The following is a 17,402-nucleotide window of genomic DNA, read 5'->3' on the forward strand; positions in this document are numbered from 1 at the left end:
AGCTGCAAATACGGGAAAAAGGGTGGAACCACGATTCCGTTTATTCAACCTCGTCCCTTTCCAGGGGGCGGGGTTTTTATATTGCCAAAAAAAGGAGTGACTAGAGATGTCAGAACAAATTCAACTTACATTTCCAGATGGAGCAGTCAAGGAGTTTGACAAAACAGCTACAACAGAAGACATCGCGGCATCAATTAGCCCAGGCCTAAAGAAAAAAGCGCTTGCCGGTAAATTGAACGGCAAAGAAATAGATCTGCGTACGCCGCTGTTAGAAAGTGGAACAATCGAGATCATCACAGATAAGAGTGAAGAAGCGCTCGATATTATGCGACACAGCACAGCGCATTTACTAGCACAGGCAATCAAACGCATTTATGGAAAAGAGCATCACGTCCAGTTTGGCGTAGGCCCTGTCATCGAAAATGGCTTTTACTATGATGTCGACATCGATGTAGCGATTACACCTGAAGATTTACCAAAGATTGAAAAAGAAATGAAAAAAATCATTAACAGCAATTTGCCGATTGAGCGCATTGAAGTTTCAAGAGAAGAAGCGAAAGCACGCTTTGAAGCAATTGGCGATGAATTGAAGCTAGAGCTGTTAGAAGCAATCCCAGAAGGCGAAGCCGTCACAATTTATGAGCAAGGTGAATTCTTCGATCTATGCCGCGGTATTCACTTGCCGTCTACAGGGAAAATCAAAGAATTCAAGCTGTTAAGCCTGGCAGGTGCTTACTGGAGAGGCGACAGTAACAACCAAATGCTTCAGCGTATTTACGGAACAGCTTTCTTCAGCAAAGAAGAATTAAACGAGCATTTACGTCTGCTTGAAGAAGCAAAAGAGCGTGATCACCGTAAACTAGGCAAGGAATTGAAACTGTTTGCGAACTCTCAAAAGGTGGGCCAAGGTCTTCCGCTCTGGCTGCCAAAAGGGGCAACAATTCGCCGCGTCATTGAGCGTTATATTGTTGATAAAGAAGTACGCCTTGGTTATGAGCATGTGTATACACCCGTTCTTGCGAGTGTGGAATTGTATAAAACATCAGGCCACTGGGCGCATTATCAAGAAGATATGTTCCCAGTCATGGAAATGGACAACGAAGATCTTGTCCTCCGTCCAATGAACTGTCCGCACCATATGATGATTTATAAAAATGAACCTCATAGCTATCGTGAACTGCCAATTCGGATTGCAGAGCTTGGAACAATGCACCGCTATGAAATGTCAGGCGCTTTATCCGGCCTTCAACGTGTTCGCGGGATGACATTAAACGATGCTCATATCTTTGTTCGTCCAGATCAAATCAAAGATGAGTTCATCCGCACAGTTCGTTTAATTGAAGAAGTGTATCAAGACTTTGGCTTGAATGACTACACATTCCGCTTATCTTACCGTGATCCAGAAGATACTGAGAAGTATTTCGACGATGATGCGATGTGGAATAAAGCACAGTCTATGCTGAAAGATGCAATGGACGAGCTTGGACATGACTACTATGAAGCAGAAGGCGAAGCGGCATTTTATGGTCCGAAGCTTGATGTCCAAGTAAAGACAGCTCTTGGAAAAGAAGAGACTTTGTCTACTGTACAGCTAGACTTCTTACTTCCAGAGCGTTTCGATCTCACATATATCGGAGAAGATGGAAAACACCATCGTCCAGTTGTCATTCATAGAGGAGTTGTGTCCACAATGGAACGCTTCGTTGCCTTCTTAATTGAAGAATACAAAGGAGCTCTTCCAACATGGCTGGCACCTGTACAATTCCAAGTCATCCCGGTTTCACCATCTGTCCATCTAGATTACGCAAAAAAAGTGCAAGAACGTTTGCAGCTTGAAGGACTGCGTGTAGAACTAGACAGTCGTGATGAAAAAATCGGATACAAAATTAGAGAAGCGCAAATGCAAAAGATTCCGTACATGCTGGTTGTCGGTGATCAAGAAGCAGAAAATGGCGCAGTTAATGTAAGAAAATACGGGGAACAAGATTCAGAAACAATGGACCTCGAAGCTTTTGTGAAACATGCAGTCGCAGAAGCAAAAAAATAATGAAGGCGCACGAAACAGTCAGTGATCTCATCTATTGAGGTTGCTGGCTTTTTTCTTATGGAAAAAAATTCTCCACTAGTGATCCATTTGCGCAAATGATACGTTTAGATAGTACTAAAGTATGGGTAAGTATGTACTATTAGAGAGGCAAATTGGGGGAATGAAAGCGATGATTCAAACAACAAACACTTTATCAACACAAGTATTAGAGCAATCAGCCGTTCTTCGAGCGTTAGAACACTCACTGGCGATGATTGAATTTGATGTCACAGGTAAGGTCCTATGGGTCAATGATATTTTTGCAAAAGCCATGAAATATTCAAAGGAAGAAATGATTGGTTTAAAGCATAGACAGTTTTGTCCTCCGCATATTGCAGAAGACGCAAGTTATCAAATGTTTTGGAAGCGTTTGAAGAATGGTCAAGTGTTTCAGGAAAAGGTGCAGCGGATCACGAAGTACGGTGACACCTTATGGCTTGAAGCGACGTATACACCAGTGCTCAATGAAGAGGGGAACGTAGTGGCTGTCGTGAAAGTGGCAACAGATATTACGGAGAGAGAAAACACAATGAAGCAGGTAGTAGAAGACCTAAAAGATATGTCTGCAAAATTAATGGAGCGAGCGGAAATCGGCATCCAGCATAGTCAAAGTGTAAATGCTTCTTTTGAACATATTGCGAATGAAACGGATCAAAACATGAGTTTGCTAGAAGGGTTAACAGAGCAGGTGGAGTCGATCAGCTCAATTGCTACAACGATTAACAGTATCGCATCCCAAACACAGCTGCTCGCATTGAACGCGGCCATAGAAGCTGCGCATGCGGGTTCCTATGGAAATGGCTTTAGTGTCGTCGCGGCAGAAATCCGTAAGCTTGCGACAGATTCAAAGGAAGCGATCGTAAAGGTGGATCGTTATGTGAAGGCGATCCATTTAGAAGTTGAAAAGGTCAGCAACGGAACAAGCCGTGCAAAGACAAGCGTGTTTACAAACCGGGATCTTGTCAAGCAAGCAAGCGAGGAATTCATGAATGTAGGAGAAGCAGCACGCGGCTTAGATCGTCAAGCACAAAGTTTAGCAGCAATTGTATAGCCGAAAACGAAAAAACACCCGATCTCGATCAGGAGAAGGGTGTTTTTCCTATGGTTTATTTTAAAATATCAAACAATTCGTGTAAGTCTTTAATTTCATAATCTGGTGTCACATCTGTTTCATTTTTCTTGCCATGACGATTGATCCAAACGGTTTGAATGCCTACGCGAGAAGCGCCGAGAATATCTGTTTTTGGATTATCTCCTACCATGATGACATCATCTTTTGTGAGATTTAACAGCTGAAGGCAGTGCTCAAAGATGCCAGGATCAGGCTTTCCTTTCCCGTAATCTCCTGAAATCACAATTTCATTAAAGTAAGGGGCAAGTTCCGGGACACCTGCAAGTTTTTCTTTTTGCAGACTAGGATCTCCATTTGTTAAAAGAAGTAATTCATAGCTGCCCTTCAGGCGCTCTAAAACAGGATACGTTTCTTCATAGACATACGGGCGTTTTCTGCGCTCTGCTGCAAAGAAATCTGCTAAGTATTGACCAAATACTTCATCGTCAATTCCTGCCTCTTTTAAGCCGTTCGTCCAAGCGTTTTTGCGATACTCTGGTGCAAGGGCGTTTAGCTTTTGAAAGCCTTCGCTAATCGGCTCACTAAAATTAGACCACAGTCCTTCAAAAGGATTAATGCCAATCATGACAGTATAATCATATGTTTCATAAGAAGAGTATAGCTTTCTTGCTTCTTCACGCACAATCTGTTCAAACGACTCTGGATCAAGTCCATATTTCTTTTCCGCTTCCCTGCATGTTTCCTGAAAAGTGGTATGAATGCTTTTTTCATCCCAAAGCAAAGTATCATCTAAATCGAAAAATACGGCTTTCATGATCTTCTCCCTTGTTATGTATGTAGTTACCCTCAATTGCATGTGACAGGCTCATGTTCATTTTACAATAGAAGTTTTAGAGTTTAAATAGATTATTTAGTAATAAAAAAAGTGCACAAAAATGTGCACTCTTACATTATTTTGATAAATCAATGGTCTTATACTTACCGCCAGTCCATCCTAGTCCTGATGAGACTTGAAGCGAGAATTTCTTTTCGTTTGGAACTTCAAAAGCAATTTTACCTTTTTTAGATAATTTAGGATTTATTTGTTTTAAGAAGAAACTTGAATCGGTATCATTTACATACATATTATTTGTTGCAAGTGATTTGTATTCTGTGCCGTCTTTGCCAATTAACCTGAACATCTCAGTATCTACCATTCTACCTTTTTTACCTGTATTTTTGACCGTTACTTCAACAATCACAAATTTGCCGTCTGTCGTTACATCGCTCATATACTGTTTTTGTAAAGATTTCGCTTCTGTTACGCTGTTTACTTGATAAGTAAAGTCTTCGACTGCTACTTTATCTCCAATTTTATGCGTTTTTTCTTTATCATTTTTCTTTTCGCTACTCGTTACTGCATTTTTAGAACCAGTATTTGATGTATTATCTTTTTTGCTGCCGCCCCCAGCCATACAAGATACAAAGATAATAATCAAAATGAGAATAATGATACTAAGACACCCAATCTTAAAAAACTTTTTCAAATAAATCCCCTACTTTTCCTTATTTTATTAAATGAATTTGAATACTTCTCCAATGATAAGTCTAAAGAATTATAAAATCAATCATTTTTTTGAAAAAATAGATATATAATCCTTTTTTATATGGAATATGATTTATATTTTTGTTTATTTATGTATACAACTTGATTTATATCGGTGTGATAATGAAAAATTGAAGGATTTGAAGAGACTTTATTTCTTTTTAAATAAGGCTTGCCCAAATCGTTTCGTCATGCTAAAATGAAAAAGTTGTTTCAAGAGTTCGGTTACTTGACGGACAAATGAAAATTGTGTAGAATAGTTAACGAATTGAATAGATATCACAAGCAGAAGCACCCGCTTCTCACCTGATTGACACATGTTTGTAGTTGACAGGTTGACCGTACATTTATTTTTTCATGCAAATGTTCGCAGTGTGGGTGTTTTATATGCCCACACTTTTTGTTTGCCTGTAAAACATACAACGAAATGGTCAAAATGAATTGTGAACTCAATTCAAAATCTCATGGAGGTGGCTCACTATTAGCAAAGATCAATTAGTTAATGAAGGTATTCGTGCGCGTGAAGTTCGTTTGATCGGACAAAATGGCGATCAGCTTGGGATTAAAACCCGCCAGGAAGCTCTGGAAATTGCTACGAAAGCCAATCTTGACCTTGTGTTAGTTGCTGCAAATGCAAAACCACCTGTTTGCCGAATCATGGACTATGGTAAGTTCCGATTCGAACAACAGAAGAAGGAAAAAGAGGCACGTAAGAATCAAAAAATCATTAGCTTAAAAGAAGTTCGGTTGAGCCCGACAATCGATGAACATGATTTTAACACGAAGCTCCGTAATGCAATCAAATTCCTTGAAAAGGGAGATAAAGTGAAAGCTTCTATCCGCTTTAAAGGCCGTGCGATTACGCATAAAGAAATCGGACAGCGCGTGTTAGACCGTTTCTCTGAAGCTTGCGCTGAAGTAGCAACAGTAGAAACAAAACCTAAGATGGACGGACGCAGCATGTTCCTCATGCTTGCACCAAAAGTCGAAAAGTAAAAGTAACAGAGGGAGGAAACATCCAATGCCAAAAATGAAAACTCACCGCGGATCTGCTAAACGTTTCAAAAAAACAGGTTCTGGTAAACTTAAACGTTCTCATGCGTACACAAGTCACTTGTTCGCTAACAAATCTACAAAGCAAAAACGTAAATTGCGTAAGAGCGCAATCGTAAGTGCTGGAGATTTCAAACGTATCAAACAACAACTTGCAAACATCAAGTAATCTGGAATAGGAAACATAGGAGGGAATTACAATGCCAAGAGTAAAAGGCGGAACTGTGTCGCGTCAGCGTCGTAAAAAGGTTCTTAAATTAGCAAAAGGTTATTTCGGTTCAAAACATAGATTATATAAAGTAGCAAACCAACAGGTGATGAAATCTGGAAACTACGCTTTCCGTGACCGTCGTCAGAAAAAACGTGACTTCCGTAAACTATGGATCACTCGTATCAATGCTGCAGCTCGTATGAACGGTCTTTCTTACAGCCGTTTAATGCATGGCTTAAAGCTTTCTGGTATCGAAGTAAACCGCAAAATGCTTGCTGATCTTGCTGTGAATGACCTAAACGCATTCAACCAGCTTGCTGATGCTGCAAAAGCACAACTAGACAAGTAAGTCATATAAAAGATCATTCCGCCAAGGAGTGATCTTTTTTTCTCATCATGTGAGGTGAAATCAATGAATATCGCTCTGATCGTGCTGCTCATCTTGGTCAATGTCTATGGGTTTTGTCTCATGGGAGAGGATAAACGCCGAGCGAAAGCACACAAATGGAGAATATCAGAAGCGCACTTATGGAGTGCCGCAGTACTTTTTGGTGCTGCTGGGTCATTTCTTGGCATGCAGTATTTCCGTCATAAAACGAAGCATCCTGCCTTTCAAATGGGTATGCCTGCTTTAATTGTTGTCCAATTGGTGATATTGGTCTATCTCAATCTCATCTGAAAAGGGAGCAGACGCCGTTAAGTCGGCGTATCTGCTCCCTTTTTTTGTTTGATTTTTTTGATGGGCTGATCCCAATCAATTTTTGTTTGAGGATACCGTTCAATGATGTTGTCCTCAAGTTTTTCAAAGTCTTCTAATGTGAATTCATTTAGCTTCTCAGGTGACTCCGTCCAAACGTAAATGGAGTGGACAAACAGAGGATGATCCTTAGAAGGAACATGCTTCTCCCCTTCAAACAAGACACCTTTATAGACGAAATTAAAATTTTTACGGGCATTTTGCTGTTCGTCCATAAAATAAAAGCCTTCTTTTAATTGTGCTTGTTTCAGCTTTCTTCTCGGGTTTGAGAAGAATTTTACCGCCATGTAGAAAATATAGACAAGCAATGCAACAAGAGCAAGTCTAATGAGGATGACAAACATGACAGGATGCACCTCCAATACCGTTATCTGATGTACTACGAATGAGAAAGACAAAAGGTTTCAACTTTTTTTAAAAAATATTTCGATTAACGAAAAAATATTCATAAAAAGATCGTATTGAACGAAAGAGGTTTTGTATAATAAGAATGCACCATGAAGAAAAAGGAGGATACACAGAATGACAAAACTAGATCAAACATTAACTATGCTGAAAGACCTAACGGATGCAAAAGGGATTCCAGGAAATGAACGTGATGTAAAAAAAGTCATGCAGTCATACATAGAAACATATTCGGATGAAGTCTCTACAGACCGCCTTGGCAGCTTAATTGCTAAGAAGGAAGGAAATGCAAATGGGCCTAAAGTGATGCTTGCTGGTCACTTAGATGAAGTAGGATTCATGGTGACAAAAATCGATGACAAAGGCTATATTCGGTTTCAAACGGTCGGTGGCTGGTGGTCACAAGTTATGTTGGCGCAGCGTGTCACCATTGTGACGAAAAAAGGAGACATTACAGGTGTGATTGGTTCTAAACCGCCACATGTCTTATCACCAGAAGCACGAAAGAAATCAATCGAAATCACAGATATGTTCATTGATATTGGGGCTTCGAGCAAAGAACAGGCAATGGAATGGGGCGTCCTCCCTGGAGATCAAATCGTACCTTACTTTGAGTTTACGGTAATGAATGACGAAAAAATGCTTCTTGCAAAAGCCTGGGACAACCGTATCGGCTGTGCAGTAGCGATTGATGTCATGAAGAATTTAAAGGATACTCAGCATGAAAATATTGCATACAGTGTAGCAACTGTCCAAGAGGAAGTTGGCTTGCGCGGAGCTAAAACAGCTGCAGCTACCATCCAGCCTGATATTGGATTTGCTATTGATGTTGGAGTAGCAGGTGATACACCAGGTATTACTGAAAAAGAAGCAACAAGCAAACTTGGCAAAGGACCAACGATTGTTGTATTTGATGCTTCGATGGTTTCTCATAAAGGACTTCGCGATTTTGTTGTCCAAACTGCGGATGAACTAAACATTCCTTATCAATATGATTCCATGCCAGGTGGAGGAACAGATGCTGGAGGTATTCACTTAACAGGTCATGGCGTTCCATCACTATCCATCGGGATTCCAAGCAGATATATTCATACCCATGCAGCCATGATTCATCGAGATGATTATGAAAATGCGGTGAAGCTTTTAACAGAAGTCATCAAAAGACTTGATCAAAAAACGGTCGAACAAATTACGTACGGTTCTTAATGATAAAACCTTTCCTCAGTATGGGGGAAAGGTTTTTTAATTGCGTTGAATTTCCCAGGAAATGAACGTTGGAATGTAAGTTGTGTCAAAAGAACTGTTTTCAGTAAATGAAGTGATATTTTTCTAGTGAGGAAGGCACATGTGATCTATCTTGTATTTATGTAAGATGAAATCAATAAAAAGGACAGAGCCAATTGAGGCTCTGTCAAAAGAGAGTTTATGGAAGTAGGTGAAGCTTATTTTAGATTAAATCAATTATTCCTATTTGTCAACTAGGTTTTAAAAGAAAGAAAAATCACTCAATTTATGTTATATTTGTAACAAATTGTTTATACAAAGGGGATGGTTAAATGAATGCGGTTTCAATTGTGATAGGATCGATGTGTATTTTAGCGATTGCCTATCGCCTCTATGGCACGTTTATGATGGTGAAGGTACTAAAGGTCACAGATGATCATCCTACACCGGCTCATGCACTCGAGGATGGGAAAGATTATGTGCCAACAAACAAATGGGTCACATTTGGGCATCACTTTGCTGCAATTGCCGCTGCTGGTCCATTAGTTGGTCCGATTTTAGCCGCACAATTTGGGTATTTACCTGGTCTCCTTTGGCTCTTAATTGGAGCGGTGATTGGCGGAGCTGTTCATGATCTTGTGGTCTTGTTTGCTTCGATGCGAAAAAAGGGGAAATCACTATCCGAGGTAGCGAAAGAGGAGCTTGGTCCTGTTGCAGGATTTTGCACAGGGCTCGCCATGTTATTTATTATTACAATTACAATGGCAGGACTGTCCATGGTTGTGCTTCATGCTTTAGAACGAAATCCTTGGGGAACCTTTGCAGTTGGTATTACCATTCCAATAGCGATGGGAGTTGGCCTTTATTATAAAAAGACAGGCAATTTAAAGCTGGCGACATCTGCGGGATTCATATTACTGATGTTGGGGGTATTCCTTGGACCGAATATTCAAGGAACAGCACTTGGAGATTTGTTAACACTTGATACAAAAACGCTTGCTCTTGCCCTGCCAATCTATGCGTTCTTTGCTGCGGCCCTGCCGGTTTGGTTGCTTTTGGCACCAAGAGACTATTTAAGCAGTTTTATGAAAATTGGTGTTTTCATCGCGCTGATTGCGGGAATCTTTGTGGTTAATCCAACCATCCAATTTCCGGCGTTTACGGAGTTTGTAAATGGAGGAGGGCCTGTCTTAGCTGGACCTGTATGGCCTTTTATTTCGATTACCATTGCTTGTGGTGCGATTTCTGGTTTTCATGCATTTGTTGGCTCTGGCACAACGCCAAAAATGCTAGATCGTTGGAGTGATATGAAGCCGGTGGCGTTTGGCGCGATGCTCGTAGAATGTTTAGTGGGAATCATGGCGTTAATTGCCGCTACTGCGCTTCATCCGGGAGATTATTTTGCAATTAATAGTACACCTGAAGTGTTCCGTACGCTTGGTATGAGTGTCGAGAATCTTCCTCAACTAAGCAAAGAAATCGGTCTTGACTTAGAAGGAAGAACAGGTGGAGCTGTTACATTAGCTGTAGGGATGGCGTACATCTTTACGGGTATTCCGTTCTTTAGTCATTTGGCCTCTTATTTCTTCCAATTCGTGATTATGTTTGAAGCCGTCTTTATTTTAACGGCGATTGACGCAGGAACCCGTGTCGCGCGATATTTGATCCAAGACTTCTTTGGAGAAGCATATAAACCGCTGAAACGAAATGACTGGGTACCAGGGTCAGTCTTTGCAAGTGCACTTGCTTGTTTTATGTGGGGATACTTGCTTTACTCTGGAGACATTGGGTCCATTTGGGCACTCTTTGGCGTGTCAAACCAGCTAATGGCCTCGGTCGGATTAATCATTGGGGCGACGGTTGTGTTAAAAATTGCGGATAAAAGACGGTATATGTTGACTTGTTTAATTCCACTTGCTTACTTATATGTGACGGTGAATTATGCGGGTTATTGGATGGTTGCGAATGTCTATCTCAATCCTGAAGCATCTGGCTACAGTGTACTGAACGCCGTGCTTTCGATGATTATGCTGATTTTAGGTTTTGTCATTATCGTGTTCGCTATTAAAAAATGGATCGAGATTTGGCGCGATCCAGCTCTTCGAATGGAGACACCAATCACTGGCTAAATGAACAAAGCCGGCTTGCTCATAGATAAGCAAACCGGCTTCTTGTTATTGCTGATGCTCAGGCTTTAAGCCCTGCTCCAATGTTTCAAGAATTTCATTTTTTTCATCTTCTGATGCCTCTTGCCATAACACCTCAAACAAAACGCCAAGACCTGGCAGCATTTTTTCCTCGCCACTTTGAATCGCATCTAAAATCGTATGCTCAAGCTGCTCTTGATTATGGCCAGTGATGTTTTGAATGACTGCGCCTCTTAAATTAAAATCCATTGCCCACACTCCTTTTTTGATGGTGATAGCCCTATTCTGTCTCAAAGACAGGTTTATTATGTAGTGTGCTTGAGATATAATAAATTCATGATATTTAAAGGAGTTAAAGTCGCTTGAAATATATAGAATCAGCTAAAAACGCACACATTAAACAATGGAAAAAGCTCCATACAAAAAAAGAACGAACGAAAACAGGGCTGTTCCTTGTTGAAGGAAAACACTTAGTAGAAGAAGCATTGAAAAGCGGGGTTGTAAAAGAGTTAATGGTCGCAACGCCTGACATGCTCCCTGCTGACATCGAGCCTGACATTGAGCTGTATGAATTAAGTGAAGAGGCTTTTACTGCGATGACGGAAACGGAAACACCTCAGCAAATCGCAGCGGTTTGTACAATTCCTGTATTTGAGGAGAAAAAGTATGAACGAATGCTTCTGTTAGATGCAGTGCAGGATCCGGGGAATTTAGGCACACTCATTCGGACAGCAGATGCAGCGGGGCTTGATGCTGTGATTCTAGGGGATGGAACCGTTGATGCGTTTAACGGAAAAACGCTCCGTTCAGCACAAGGGTCTCATTTTCACCTGCCTATCTTAAAACAAACGCTACAACAGACAATTCCAGCATTAAAGGCGCAAGGTATACCTGTATATGGCACTGCTTTAAAAAATGCGAAAGAGTATAAACACATAGCACCAGAAGGTCCATTTGCGTTAATTGTAGGCAACGAGGGAGCAGGTATTGATCCAGAGATTCTTCAAATCACAGATCAAAATTTATATGTACCGATGTACGGACAAGCGGAATCATTAAATGTGGCTGTGGCAGCAGCGGTTCTTGTCTATCATTTGCGCGGATAGTGTTGCATCACGTCCTATTTTTCACTATAATGAAACTAATATTTAAAAACCATGATAGAGGAAGATTGTTTCACGGAGCGTCCTATTAGGGAGAATGCATCGTAGACTGAAAGTGCATTTAAGGAATGCTGAAACAGGAATTCACCTCTGGAGTTGTCACCGGGACCGCAGGTTTTGCGTAAAGGTGGACCGGATTCGTTTGATTCCGTTATGTCAATGAAGCTTATTCGCACATATATTTGTGCTTAACAAGGGTGGTACCGCGACCACAACTCGTCCCTTCTTTTTTGGAGGGGCGGGTTTTTTTATTGTCTTCAAACAATCAAACACCCGTTTATTCAGACGGTTTTGTATATTAAAAGGAGGATGACACTCATGCAAGAAACGTTAAAACAGCTTGAAACAGAAGCGATAGCGAAGGTAGAAGCAGCCAGCTCGCTCAAAGAAGTCAATGACATTCGTGTTCAATATTTAGGGAAAAAAGGTCCGATTACAGAAGTGCTGCGCGGAATGGGCAAGCTTTCCGCTGAAGAAAGACCAAAAATGGGCGCACTTGCAAATGAAGTGAGAGAGCAGATTGCTGGTGCCATTGCTGAAAAAAATGAGCAGCTAGAAGCAGAAGAAGTGAAAAAGAAACTGGCTTCTCAAACCATTGATGTCACATTGCCAGCAAGTCCGATCAAAATCGGGGCAAGACATCCATTAACGATTGTCGTAGAAGATATTGAAGATTTATTTATCGGCATGGGCTATACCGTTGAAGAGGGCCCAGAGGTGGAAACAGATTACTATAACTTTGAAGCGCTCAATCTTCCAAAAGAACACCCTGCACGTGATATGCAGGACAGCTTCTATATTACTGAAGACACACTCATGAGAACACAAACATCACCCGTTCAAGCACGTACACTTGAGAAATATAAAGGCCAAGGTCCTGTGAAGATCATCTGTCCTGGTAAGGTATATAGACGTGACAGCGATGATGCCACTCACTCGCATCAATTCATGCAGATTGAAGGACTTGTGGTAGATCACAATATTAGCATGAGTGACCTCAAAGGAACGCTTGAGACAGTCGCAAGAAAAATGTTTGGGGAAGATCGTGAAATTAGACTGCGCCCAAGCTTTTTCCCATTCACAGAACCTTCCGTTGAAGTTGATGTGTCATGCTTTAAATGCGGCGGGAAAGGCTGTTCCGTATGTAAAGGAACAGGCTGGATTGAAATTTTAGGTGCAGGAATGGTTCACCCGAATGTATTAAAAATGAGCGGATTTGATCCAGATACTTACCAAGGCTTTGCTTTTGGAATGGGTGTTGAACGTATTGCGATGCTGAAATACGGCATAGATGACATTCGTCATTTCTACACAAATGATATTAGATTCACGAAGCAATTTAAGCAGGACTAAGAGGAGGAAATCAACATGTTTGTTTCATATAAATGGTTAGAGGACTATGTCGATTTAGAAGGCATCAAGCCGGATGAATTAGCAGAGAAAATCACAAGAAGCGGAATTGAAGTGGAAGCCGTTGAGTATAAAGGCGAAGGCATCAAAGGCGTTGTCGTTGGACACGTCATTGAACGTGAACAGCATCCGAATGCGGATAAATTAAACAAATGTCTTGTTGATATCGGCGAAGACGCACCGGTGCAAATTATATGCGGGGCTCCAAATGTGGATAAAGGACAGCATGTGGCTGTCGCAACGGTTGGTGCAGTCCTTCCTGGAAACTTTAAAATTAAAAAAGCAAAACTGCGCGGTGAAGAGTCTCATGGCATGATTTGTTCTCTGCAAGAATTAGGCGTAGAGAGCAAGCTCGTACCAAAAGAATATGCAGAAGGCATCTTTGTTTTCCCGAATGACGTGAAACCAGGAGATGATGCCCTTCAAGCGCTTCAATTAGATGACGCGGTACTTGAGCTTGGCTTAACACCAAACCGTGCCGATGCCCTTAATATGCTAGGTGTCGCTTATGAGGTTGCCGCCATTTTAGGGAGAGACATCAAGCTTCCTGATACAGCGCATGACACTTCTTCTGAAAAAGCAGCAGACTATATTTCTGTTAAAATTGAGGATCAAGAAGCGAATCCACTTTATGCAGCGAAGATCATTAAAAATGTAAAGATTGGGCCAGCACCACTTTGGATGCAAACAAGATTGATGAATGCAGGTATCCGCCCAATTAACAACGTCGTGGATATTACGAATTTTGTCTTACTTGAATACGGTCAACCTCTACACGCCTTTGATTATGACCGCTTTGGTTCAAAGCAGGTGGTCGTACGAAAAGCGGCTGAAAATGAAATGATTCAAACTCTGGATGAACAAGAACGTACATTGTCTTCGAAGCATCTTGTCATTACAAATGGCACAAAAGCGCATGCTGTTGCAGGTGTCATGGGCGGTTTTGAATCAGAGGTGCGTGATGAGACGGCAACGATTCTTTTAGAAGCGGCATATTTCAACGGTCAAACCGTCCGTCAAGCATCTAAAGACTTAGGGCTTCGCAGTGAATCAAGCACACGATTTGAAAAAGGGCTCGATCCCCAGCGGACGAAATCAGCAGCCGAAAGAGCAGCGCAATTGATCAGCACCTATGCAGGCGGCGAAGTGCTAAGCGGTACAGTTGAGGAAAATCACCTTGAAACAAGTATGAATGTCATCCACGTATCAACTGAGCGTGTGAACAAGGTGCTTGGCATGAGCATTTCAAAAGAAGATATGATTCAGATTTTCAACAAACTAGGCTTTACAGTGGGCGAATCAAATGATGTGCTTGTCGTAACGGTTCCTTCCCGCAGAATGGATATTACGATTGAAGAAGACCTCATTGAAGAAGTCGCGAGATTATACGGCTACGACAATATTCCATCTACACTCCCTGCGACAGCTGGTACCGTTGGTGGTCTTACGCCATACCAAGTGAAGCGCAGAAAGGTGAGACGTTTCTTAGAGGGCGCAGGGCTTTCTCAAGCGATTACGTATTCATTAACGAATCAGCATAAGTCCACAGCCTTTGCTTTAAATCCAGCTTATCAAACAAGACTTTCCTTGCCGATGAGTGAGGAACGAAGTGTGCTGAGACAAAGCCTTCTGCCAAACTTACTTGATTCTGTCGCATATAACTTAGCAAGACAAGCTGATTCTTTTGCCTTTTACGAAACAGGTTCTGTTTTCTTAGCGGAAACGGAAGGCGCAAAACCAGTAGAGAAAGAGCATGTGGCAGGTGCGTTAACAGGTCTTTGGCATAAAAATCTTTGGCAGGGCGAGAAAAAAGCTGTCGATTTTTATGTTGCGAAGGGTATTGCAGAAGGGCTGTTTGAAAAGCTTGGTGTATCAGAAGAGATCACGTATGTTCAAGCAGAGCGTGAGGGCCTTCACCCAGGACGTACAGCCGATGTTCATTTAAATGGAAAAGTGATTGGCTTTGTAGCTGCACTTCATCCAGTAGTGGAAAAGGAATTAGATTTAAAAGAAACGTATGTATTTGAATTTGATTTAACAGATGTGATGACGTCTGAAACAGAGGATATGAAATATACGGCAATTCCGAGATTCCCAGCAGTGACAAGAGACATCGCACTTGTCGTCGATCAGCATATTTCAAGCGGACAGCTGGAGCAAGTCATTTATGAAGCTGGCGGCCAATTGCTCACAGATCTTTCCGTCTTTGATGTGTATGAGGGTGAGCATATGGAAGAAGGTAAGAAATCTGTTGCATTCTCTCTGCAGTATTTAAACCCAGAACAAACGTTGACCGAGGAAGAAGTCACGGCTGTTCATACAAACGTATTGAAAGCATTAGAAGATACGTATCAAGCCGTCTTGCGCGGATAATCAAAAGAGCTATCGCTTTATGGGCGATAGCTCTTTTTTGATTATAACCATTTTTTCGCTTTTTGGGTGTTGGCAAAATGAAGTTTTGTAAATTGGCGTAAAGCCTCTTCGCCGTGCTGTTTCATCAGCTTTGCTGCCGCTTTGTCAACATGCGGACCGGCTCCTTTTGGAATGTCAAAGCCCGCTGCTTTTGATAATTTATCCATTTCAATTAAAAAAGCATACCTTGCAATAATAGAAGCTGCAGCAACCGATAAGTGGATGCCTTCTGCTTTCGTACTAAAATATGTACGCTCCCGAATGATCTTTTTCCCCGCAAGGTGCCTGAAATAAATGCCTGGTTCGGCAAATTGGTCAATGAGAATGGCTTCTGGTTTCTTGCCATCCAGTTTTTCTAGCACGGAGGTGATGACTTGGTTATGAAGCAGTGCCTTCATTTTCCCTTGGCTCATGCCCTTTTCTTGCATCGCATTGTATTTTTCATTCCGAAGCACGAGAAGGCTGAACGGGATGGTTTTGATCAAGTCTTTGGCAATGTTGATAATCTGCGGATCTTTTAGTCCTTTTGAGTCTTTCACCCCGAGCTCTTTCATGAGAGCAAGCTGACTGGAATCAACATAAGCCGCACAGACCGTAATGGGTCCAAAATAATCGCCAGTACCGACCTCATCTGAGCCAATAACCGACATGGAAGCGATGCCGGGTGGTGGGCTGTACTGTGTGATGGATGGTGTTTTTTTGCTTTTTGTTTCAGCTGCTTGTAAATGGTTGAACTGACTCGCTTCAGCTTCTGCCTTTTGTCCTTGGAACAGCACTTTTCCAGATTTGTAAGCTGTAATCGTACAGCCGGGAACCTTTGCTTGAAATAGAGCGCCTGGCGGCAAAGTGTCAGTTAAATGCTGAGCGTACACGCTCTTCATTTTTTTCATGTCTTCTGATGTTGCTTTTAAGACGGATTGGGGCACAGTGGATAACTCCTTTTTACCTTGATATCATTGATTTCTAAAGTGTACCATAACAGGGAAGGGCTCGTCTTTCCATTCAATGTCTAAACATGTTATGATAGAGACTAGGATTCTCGTGGAATGGAGGAGAAACGTTGTCTGACGGCGGTAAAACGAAAACAACAGTTGAGATTTACGGACAGTCCTATACGATCATCGGTCAAGAAACGAAGATGCATATGCGACATGTTGCTTCAATTGTTGATGATAAAATGAGAGAAATCAATGAAAAAAATCCATACCTTGATATAAACAAATTAGCTGTACTGACAGCAGTCAATGTCGTCCACGACTACTTGAAATTAAAAGAGCAATACGAAAAACTAGAGCTTCATCTAAAAGAAAAGGAATGAAATTACCGTGATCGATATCATCATTTTGTTTTTGCTTCTTATGGGAACGCTTGTCGGTCTAAAACGCGGGTTTATTCTTCAATTTATTAAATTGATTAGCTTTGTTGTTTCTATTTTAGTGGCTTCTCTGTTTTATCAGTCACTTGCACCACAGCTTACGTGGATTCCAGCACCTAATTTTAGCGGCGGTCAAGCGCAGCTTGCTTTCTTTAGTGGGAATCTAGAAACAGCTTATTATAATACCATTGCGTTTATCATTCTGTTTATCTTGACCAAAATCCTGCTCGCTATCATCGGCGGATTGCTCACAACCATTGCAAGTATCCCTGTGATTAAACAGGTCAACAAACTGCTTGGCGCTGTTTTAGGATTTCTTGAAACCTATCTATTTGTGTTTATTCTATTGTTTGTGGCCGCATTACTTCCAGTCGATGCGCTTCAAACGATGATGAGCAAATCAATGTTAGCAGATGTGATCGTAAATAGCACCCCTTACCTGTCCGGTCTTGTCAAAGACCTCTGGTCGACGTATGGAGTTTAAGAACTTCTCCTTTCTTGG

General features: G+C 41.5%; 18 protein-coding genes and 2 other annotated features (1 of these 20 only partly in view). Of the genes, 13 read left to right on the plus strand and 5 right to left on the minus strand.

What is annotated here, in order from left to right; translation table 11 throughout:
• Positions 1-61, plus strand: a binding site (T-box leader) (it extends 187 nt beyond the left edge of the window).
• 45 nt (positions 62-106) lie between these two features.
• Positions 107-2,047, plus strand: coding sequence for a threonine--tRNA ligase (thrS, locus tag FBF75_RS11100; RefSeq protein ID WP_007501674.1), 1,941 nt, complete (start codon positions 107-109; stop codon positions 2,045-2,047).
• 169 nt (positions 2,048-2,216) lie between these two features.
• Positions 2,217-3,137, plus strand: coding sequence for a methyl-accepting chemotaxis protein (locus tag FBF75_RS11105; protein ID WP_053215831.1), 921 nt, complete (start codon positions 2,217-2,219; stop codon positions 3,135-3,137).
• A 55-nt stretch (positions 3,138-3,192) separates the two neighbouring features.
• Here FBF75_RS11105 and FBF75_RS11110 read toward each other — a convergent pair whose 3' ends face one another.
• Both FBF75_RS11110 and FBF75_RS11115 read right to left on the minus strand, forming a co-directional pair.
• A complete protein-coding gene (locus FBF75_RS11110) occupies positions 3,193-3,972 on the minus strand; it encodes an HAD family hydrolase (protein ID WP_035701960.1) in 780 nt (259 codons plus the stop codon).
• A gap of 136 nt (positions 3,973-4,108) precedes the next feature.
• Positions 4,109-4,684 (minus strand): DUF4352 domain-containing protein, encoded by a 576-nt coding sequence (locus FBF75_RS11115; RefSeq protein ID WP_008346024.1) that lies wholly within the window; start codon positions 4,682-4,684, stop codon positions 4,109-4,111.
• Positions 4,685-5,020: 336 nt separating this feature from the next.
• Positions 5,021-5,152, plus strand: a sequence feature (ribosomal protein L20 leader region).
• 71 nt (positions 5,153-5,223) lie between these two features.
• Between FBF75_RS11115 and infC the strand changes: the two genes are divergently transcribed.
• From infC to FBF75_RS11135, 4 genes are all read left to right on the plus strand, one after another.
• Positions 5,224-5,739 carry a translation initiation factor IF-3 gene (gene infC / locus FBF75_RS11120; protein ID WP_024718649.1) on the plus strand — a complete coding sequence of 172 codons (516 nt, stop codon included), beginning with the start codon at positions 5,224-5,226 and terminating at the stop codon, positions 5,737-5,739.
• A 25-nt stretch (positions 5,740-5,764) separates the two neighbouring features.
• Positions 5,765-5,965, plus strand: coding sequence for a 50S ribosomal protein L35 (rpmI, locus tag FBF75_RS11125; protein WP_003216324.1), 201 nt, complete (start codon positions 5,765-5,767; stop codon positions 5,963-5,965).
• A 31-nt stretch (positions 5,966-5,996) separates the two neighbouring features.
• Positions 5,997-6,356: a 50S ribosomal protein L20 gene (rplT, locus tag FBF75_RS11130; protein WP_007501659.1), complete on the plus strand. Its 360-nt coding sequence runs from the start codon at positions 5,997-5,999 to the stop codon at positions 6,354-6,356.
• A gap of 63 nt (positions 6,357-6,419) precedes the next feature.
• The gene (locus tag FBF75_RS11135) at positions 6,420-6,686 is read left to right on the plus strand and encodes a DUF1294 domain-containing protein (protein ID WP_008346019.1); all 267 of its coding nucleotides are present in this window, start codon (positions 6,420-6,422) and stop codon (positions 6,684-6,686) included.
• A gap of 17 nt (positions 6,687-6,703) precedes the next feature.
• Here FBF75_RS11135 and FBF75_RS11140 read toward each other — a convergent pair whose 3' ends face one another.
• A complete protein-coding gene (locus tag FBF75_RS11140; RefSeq protein WP_046527305.1) occupies positions 6,704-7,108 on the minus strand; it encodes a hypothetical protein in 405 nt (134 codons plus the stop codon).
• 178 nt (positions 7,109-7,286) lie between these two features.
• Here FBF75_RS11140 and FBF75_RS11145 point away from each other — a divergent pair, with 178 nt between their 5' ends.
• Complete coding sequence (locus FBF75_RS11145) at positions 7,287-8,375, plus strand: M42 family metallopeptidase (protein ID WP_048001861.1); 1,089 nt, start codon at positions 7,287-7,289, stop codon at positions 8,373-8,375.
• A 350-nt stretch (positions 8,376-8,725) separates the two neighbouring features.
• Positions 8,726-10,522, plus strand: coding sequence for a carbon starvation protein CstA (cstA, locus tag FBF75_RS11150; RefSeq protein WP_039168858.1), 1,797 nt, complete (start codon positions 8,726-8,728; stop codon positions 10,520-10,522).
• A 45-nt stretch (positions 10,523-10,567) separates the two neighbouring features.
• Here cstA and sspI read toward each other — a convergent pair whose 3' ends face one another.
• The gene (gene sspI / locus FBF75_RS11155) at positions 10,568-10,789 is read right to left on the minus strand and encodes a small acid-soluble spore protein SspI (RefSeq protein ID WP_008346010.1); all 222 of its coding nucleotides are present in this window, start codon (positions 10,787-10,789) and stop codon (positions 10,568-10,570) included.
• A 113-nt stretch (positions 10,790-10,902) separates the two neighbouring features.
• Here sspI and FBF75_RS11160 point away from each other — a divergent pair, with 113 nt between their 5' ends.
• The 3 genes from FBF75_RS11160 to pheT all read left to right on the plus strand — a co-directional run bounded on the left by FBF75_RS11160 (position 10,903) and on the right by pheT (position 15,486).
• On the plus strand, positions 10,903-11,646 hold the full coding sequence (locus FBF75_RS11160) for a TrmH family RNA methyltransferase (protein WP_136944750.1): 744 nt from the start codon (positions 10,903-10,905) through the stop codon (positions 11,644-11,646).
• 375 nt (positions 11,647-12,021) lie between these two features.
• Positions 12,022-13,056, plus strand: a complete 1,035-nt coding sequence (gene pheS, locus FBF75_RS11165; RefSeq protein ID WP_008346004.1) for a phenylalanine--tRNA ligase subunit alpha — start codon at positions 12,022-12,024, stop codon at positions 13,054-13,056.
• A gap of 15 nt (positions 13,057-13,071) precedes the next feature.
• On the plus strand, positions 13,072-15,486 hold the full coding sequence (gene pheT / locus FBF75_RS11170) for a phenylalanine--tRNA ligase subunit beta (RefSeq protein WP_116307251.1): 2,415 nt from the start codon (positions 13,072-13,074) through the stop codon (positions 15,484-15,486).
• A 41-nt stretch (positions 15,487-15,527) separates the two neighbouring features.
• Here pheT and rnhC read toward each other — a convergent pair whose 3' ends face one another.
• Positions 15,528-16,451, minus strand: coding sequence for a ribonuclease HIII (rnhC, locus tag FBF75_RS11175; protein ID WP_035391180.1), 924 nt, complete (start codon positions 16,449-16,451; stop codon positions 15,528-15,530).
• 134 nt (positions 16,452-16,585) lie between these two features.
• Between rnhC and zapA the strand changes: the two genes are divergently transcribed.
• Positions 16,586-16,843, plus strand: a complete 258-nt coding sequence (gene zapA, locus FBF75_RS11180; RefSeq protein ID WP_008345998.1) for a cell division protein ZapA — start codon at positions 16,586-16,588, stop codon at positions 16,841-16,843.
• Positions 16,844-16,850: 7 nt separating this feature from the next.
• Positions 16,851-17,384, plus strand: a complete 534-nt coding sequence (locus FBF75_RS11185; RefSeq protein ID WP_025207758.1) for a CvpA family protein — start codon at positions 16,851-16,853, stop codon at positions 17,382-17,384.
• Positions 17,385-17,402: the final 18 nt, after the last annotated feature.

Origin of the sequence: Bacillus sp. S2(2019) (assembly GCF_005144805.1) — a bacterium.
In the GTDB taxonomy this organism is placed as follows: domain Bacteria; phylum Bacillota; class Bacilli; order Bacillales; family Bacillaceae; genus Bacillus; species Bacillus altitudinis.

What these genes read in the sequence shown, in the direction of transcription:
- sspI (WP_008346010.1), bottom strand. Translation starts at nt 10,789, where the DNA reads ATGGATTTTAATTTAAGAGGCGCAGTCATTCAAAACATCACTGGCCAT.
- FBF75_RS11135 (WP_008346019.1), top strand. Translation starts at nt 6,420, where the DNA reads ATGAATATCGCTCTGATCGTGCTGCTCATCTTGGTCAATGTCTATGGG.
- rplT (WP_007501659.1), top strand. Translation starts at nt 5,997, where the DNA reads ATGCCAAGAGTAAAAGGCGGAACTGTGTCGCGTCAGCGTCGTAAAAAG.
- FBF75_RS11105 (WP_053215831.1), top strand. Translation starts at nt 2,217, where the DNA reads ATGATTCAAACAACAAACACTTTATCAACACAAGTATTAGAGCAATCA.
- FBF75_RS11110 (WP_035701960.1), bottom strand. Translation starts at nt 3,972, where the DNA reads ATGAAAGCCGTATTTTTCGATTTAGATGATACTTTGCTTTGGGATGAA.
- pheT (WP_116307251.1), top strand. Translation starts at nt 13,072, where the DNA reads ATGTTTGTTTCATATAAATGGTTAGAGGACTATGTCGATTTAGAAGGC.
- rpmI (WP_003216324.1), top strand. Translation starts at nt 5,765, where the DNA reads ATGCCAAAAATGAAAACTCACCGCGGATCTGCTAAACGTTTCAAAAAA.
- cstA (WP_039168858.1), top strand. Translation starts at nt 8,726, where the DNA reads ATGAATGCGGTTTCAATTGTGATAGGATCGATGTGTATTTTAGCGATT.
- FBF75_RS11145 (WP_048001861.1), top strand. Translation starts at nt 7,287, where the DNA reads ATGACAAAACTAGATCAAACATTAACTATGCTGAAAGACCTAACGGAT.
- pheS (WP_008346004.1), top strand. Translation starts at nt 12,022, where the DNA reads ATGCAAGAAACGTTAAAACAGCTTGAAACAGAAGCGATAGCGAAGGTA.
- FBF75_RS11140 (WP_046527305.1), bottom strand. Translation starts at nt 7,108, where the DNA reads ATGTTTGTCATCCTCATTAGACTTGCTCTTGTTGCATTGCTTGTCTAT.
- thrS (WP_007501674.1), top strand. Translation starts at nt 107, where the DNA reads ATGTCAGAACAAATTCAACTTACATTTCCAGATGGAGCAGTCAAGGAG.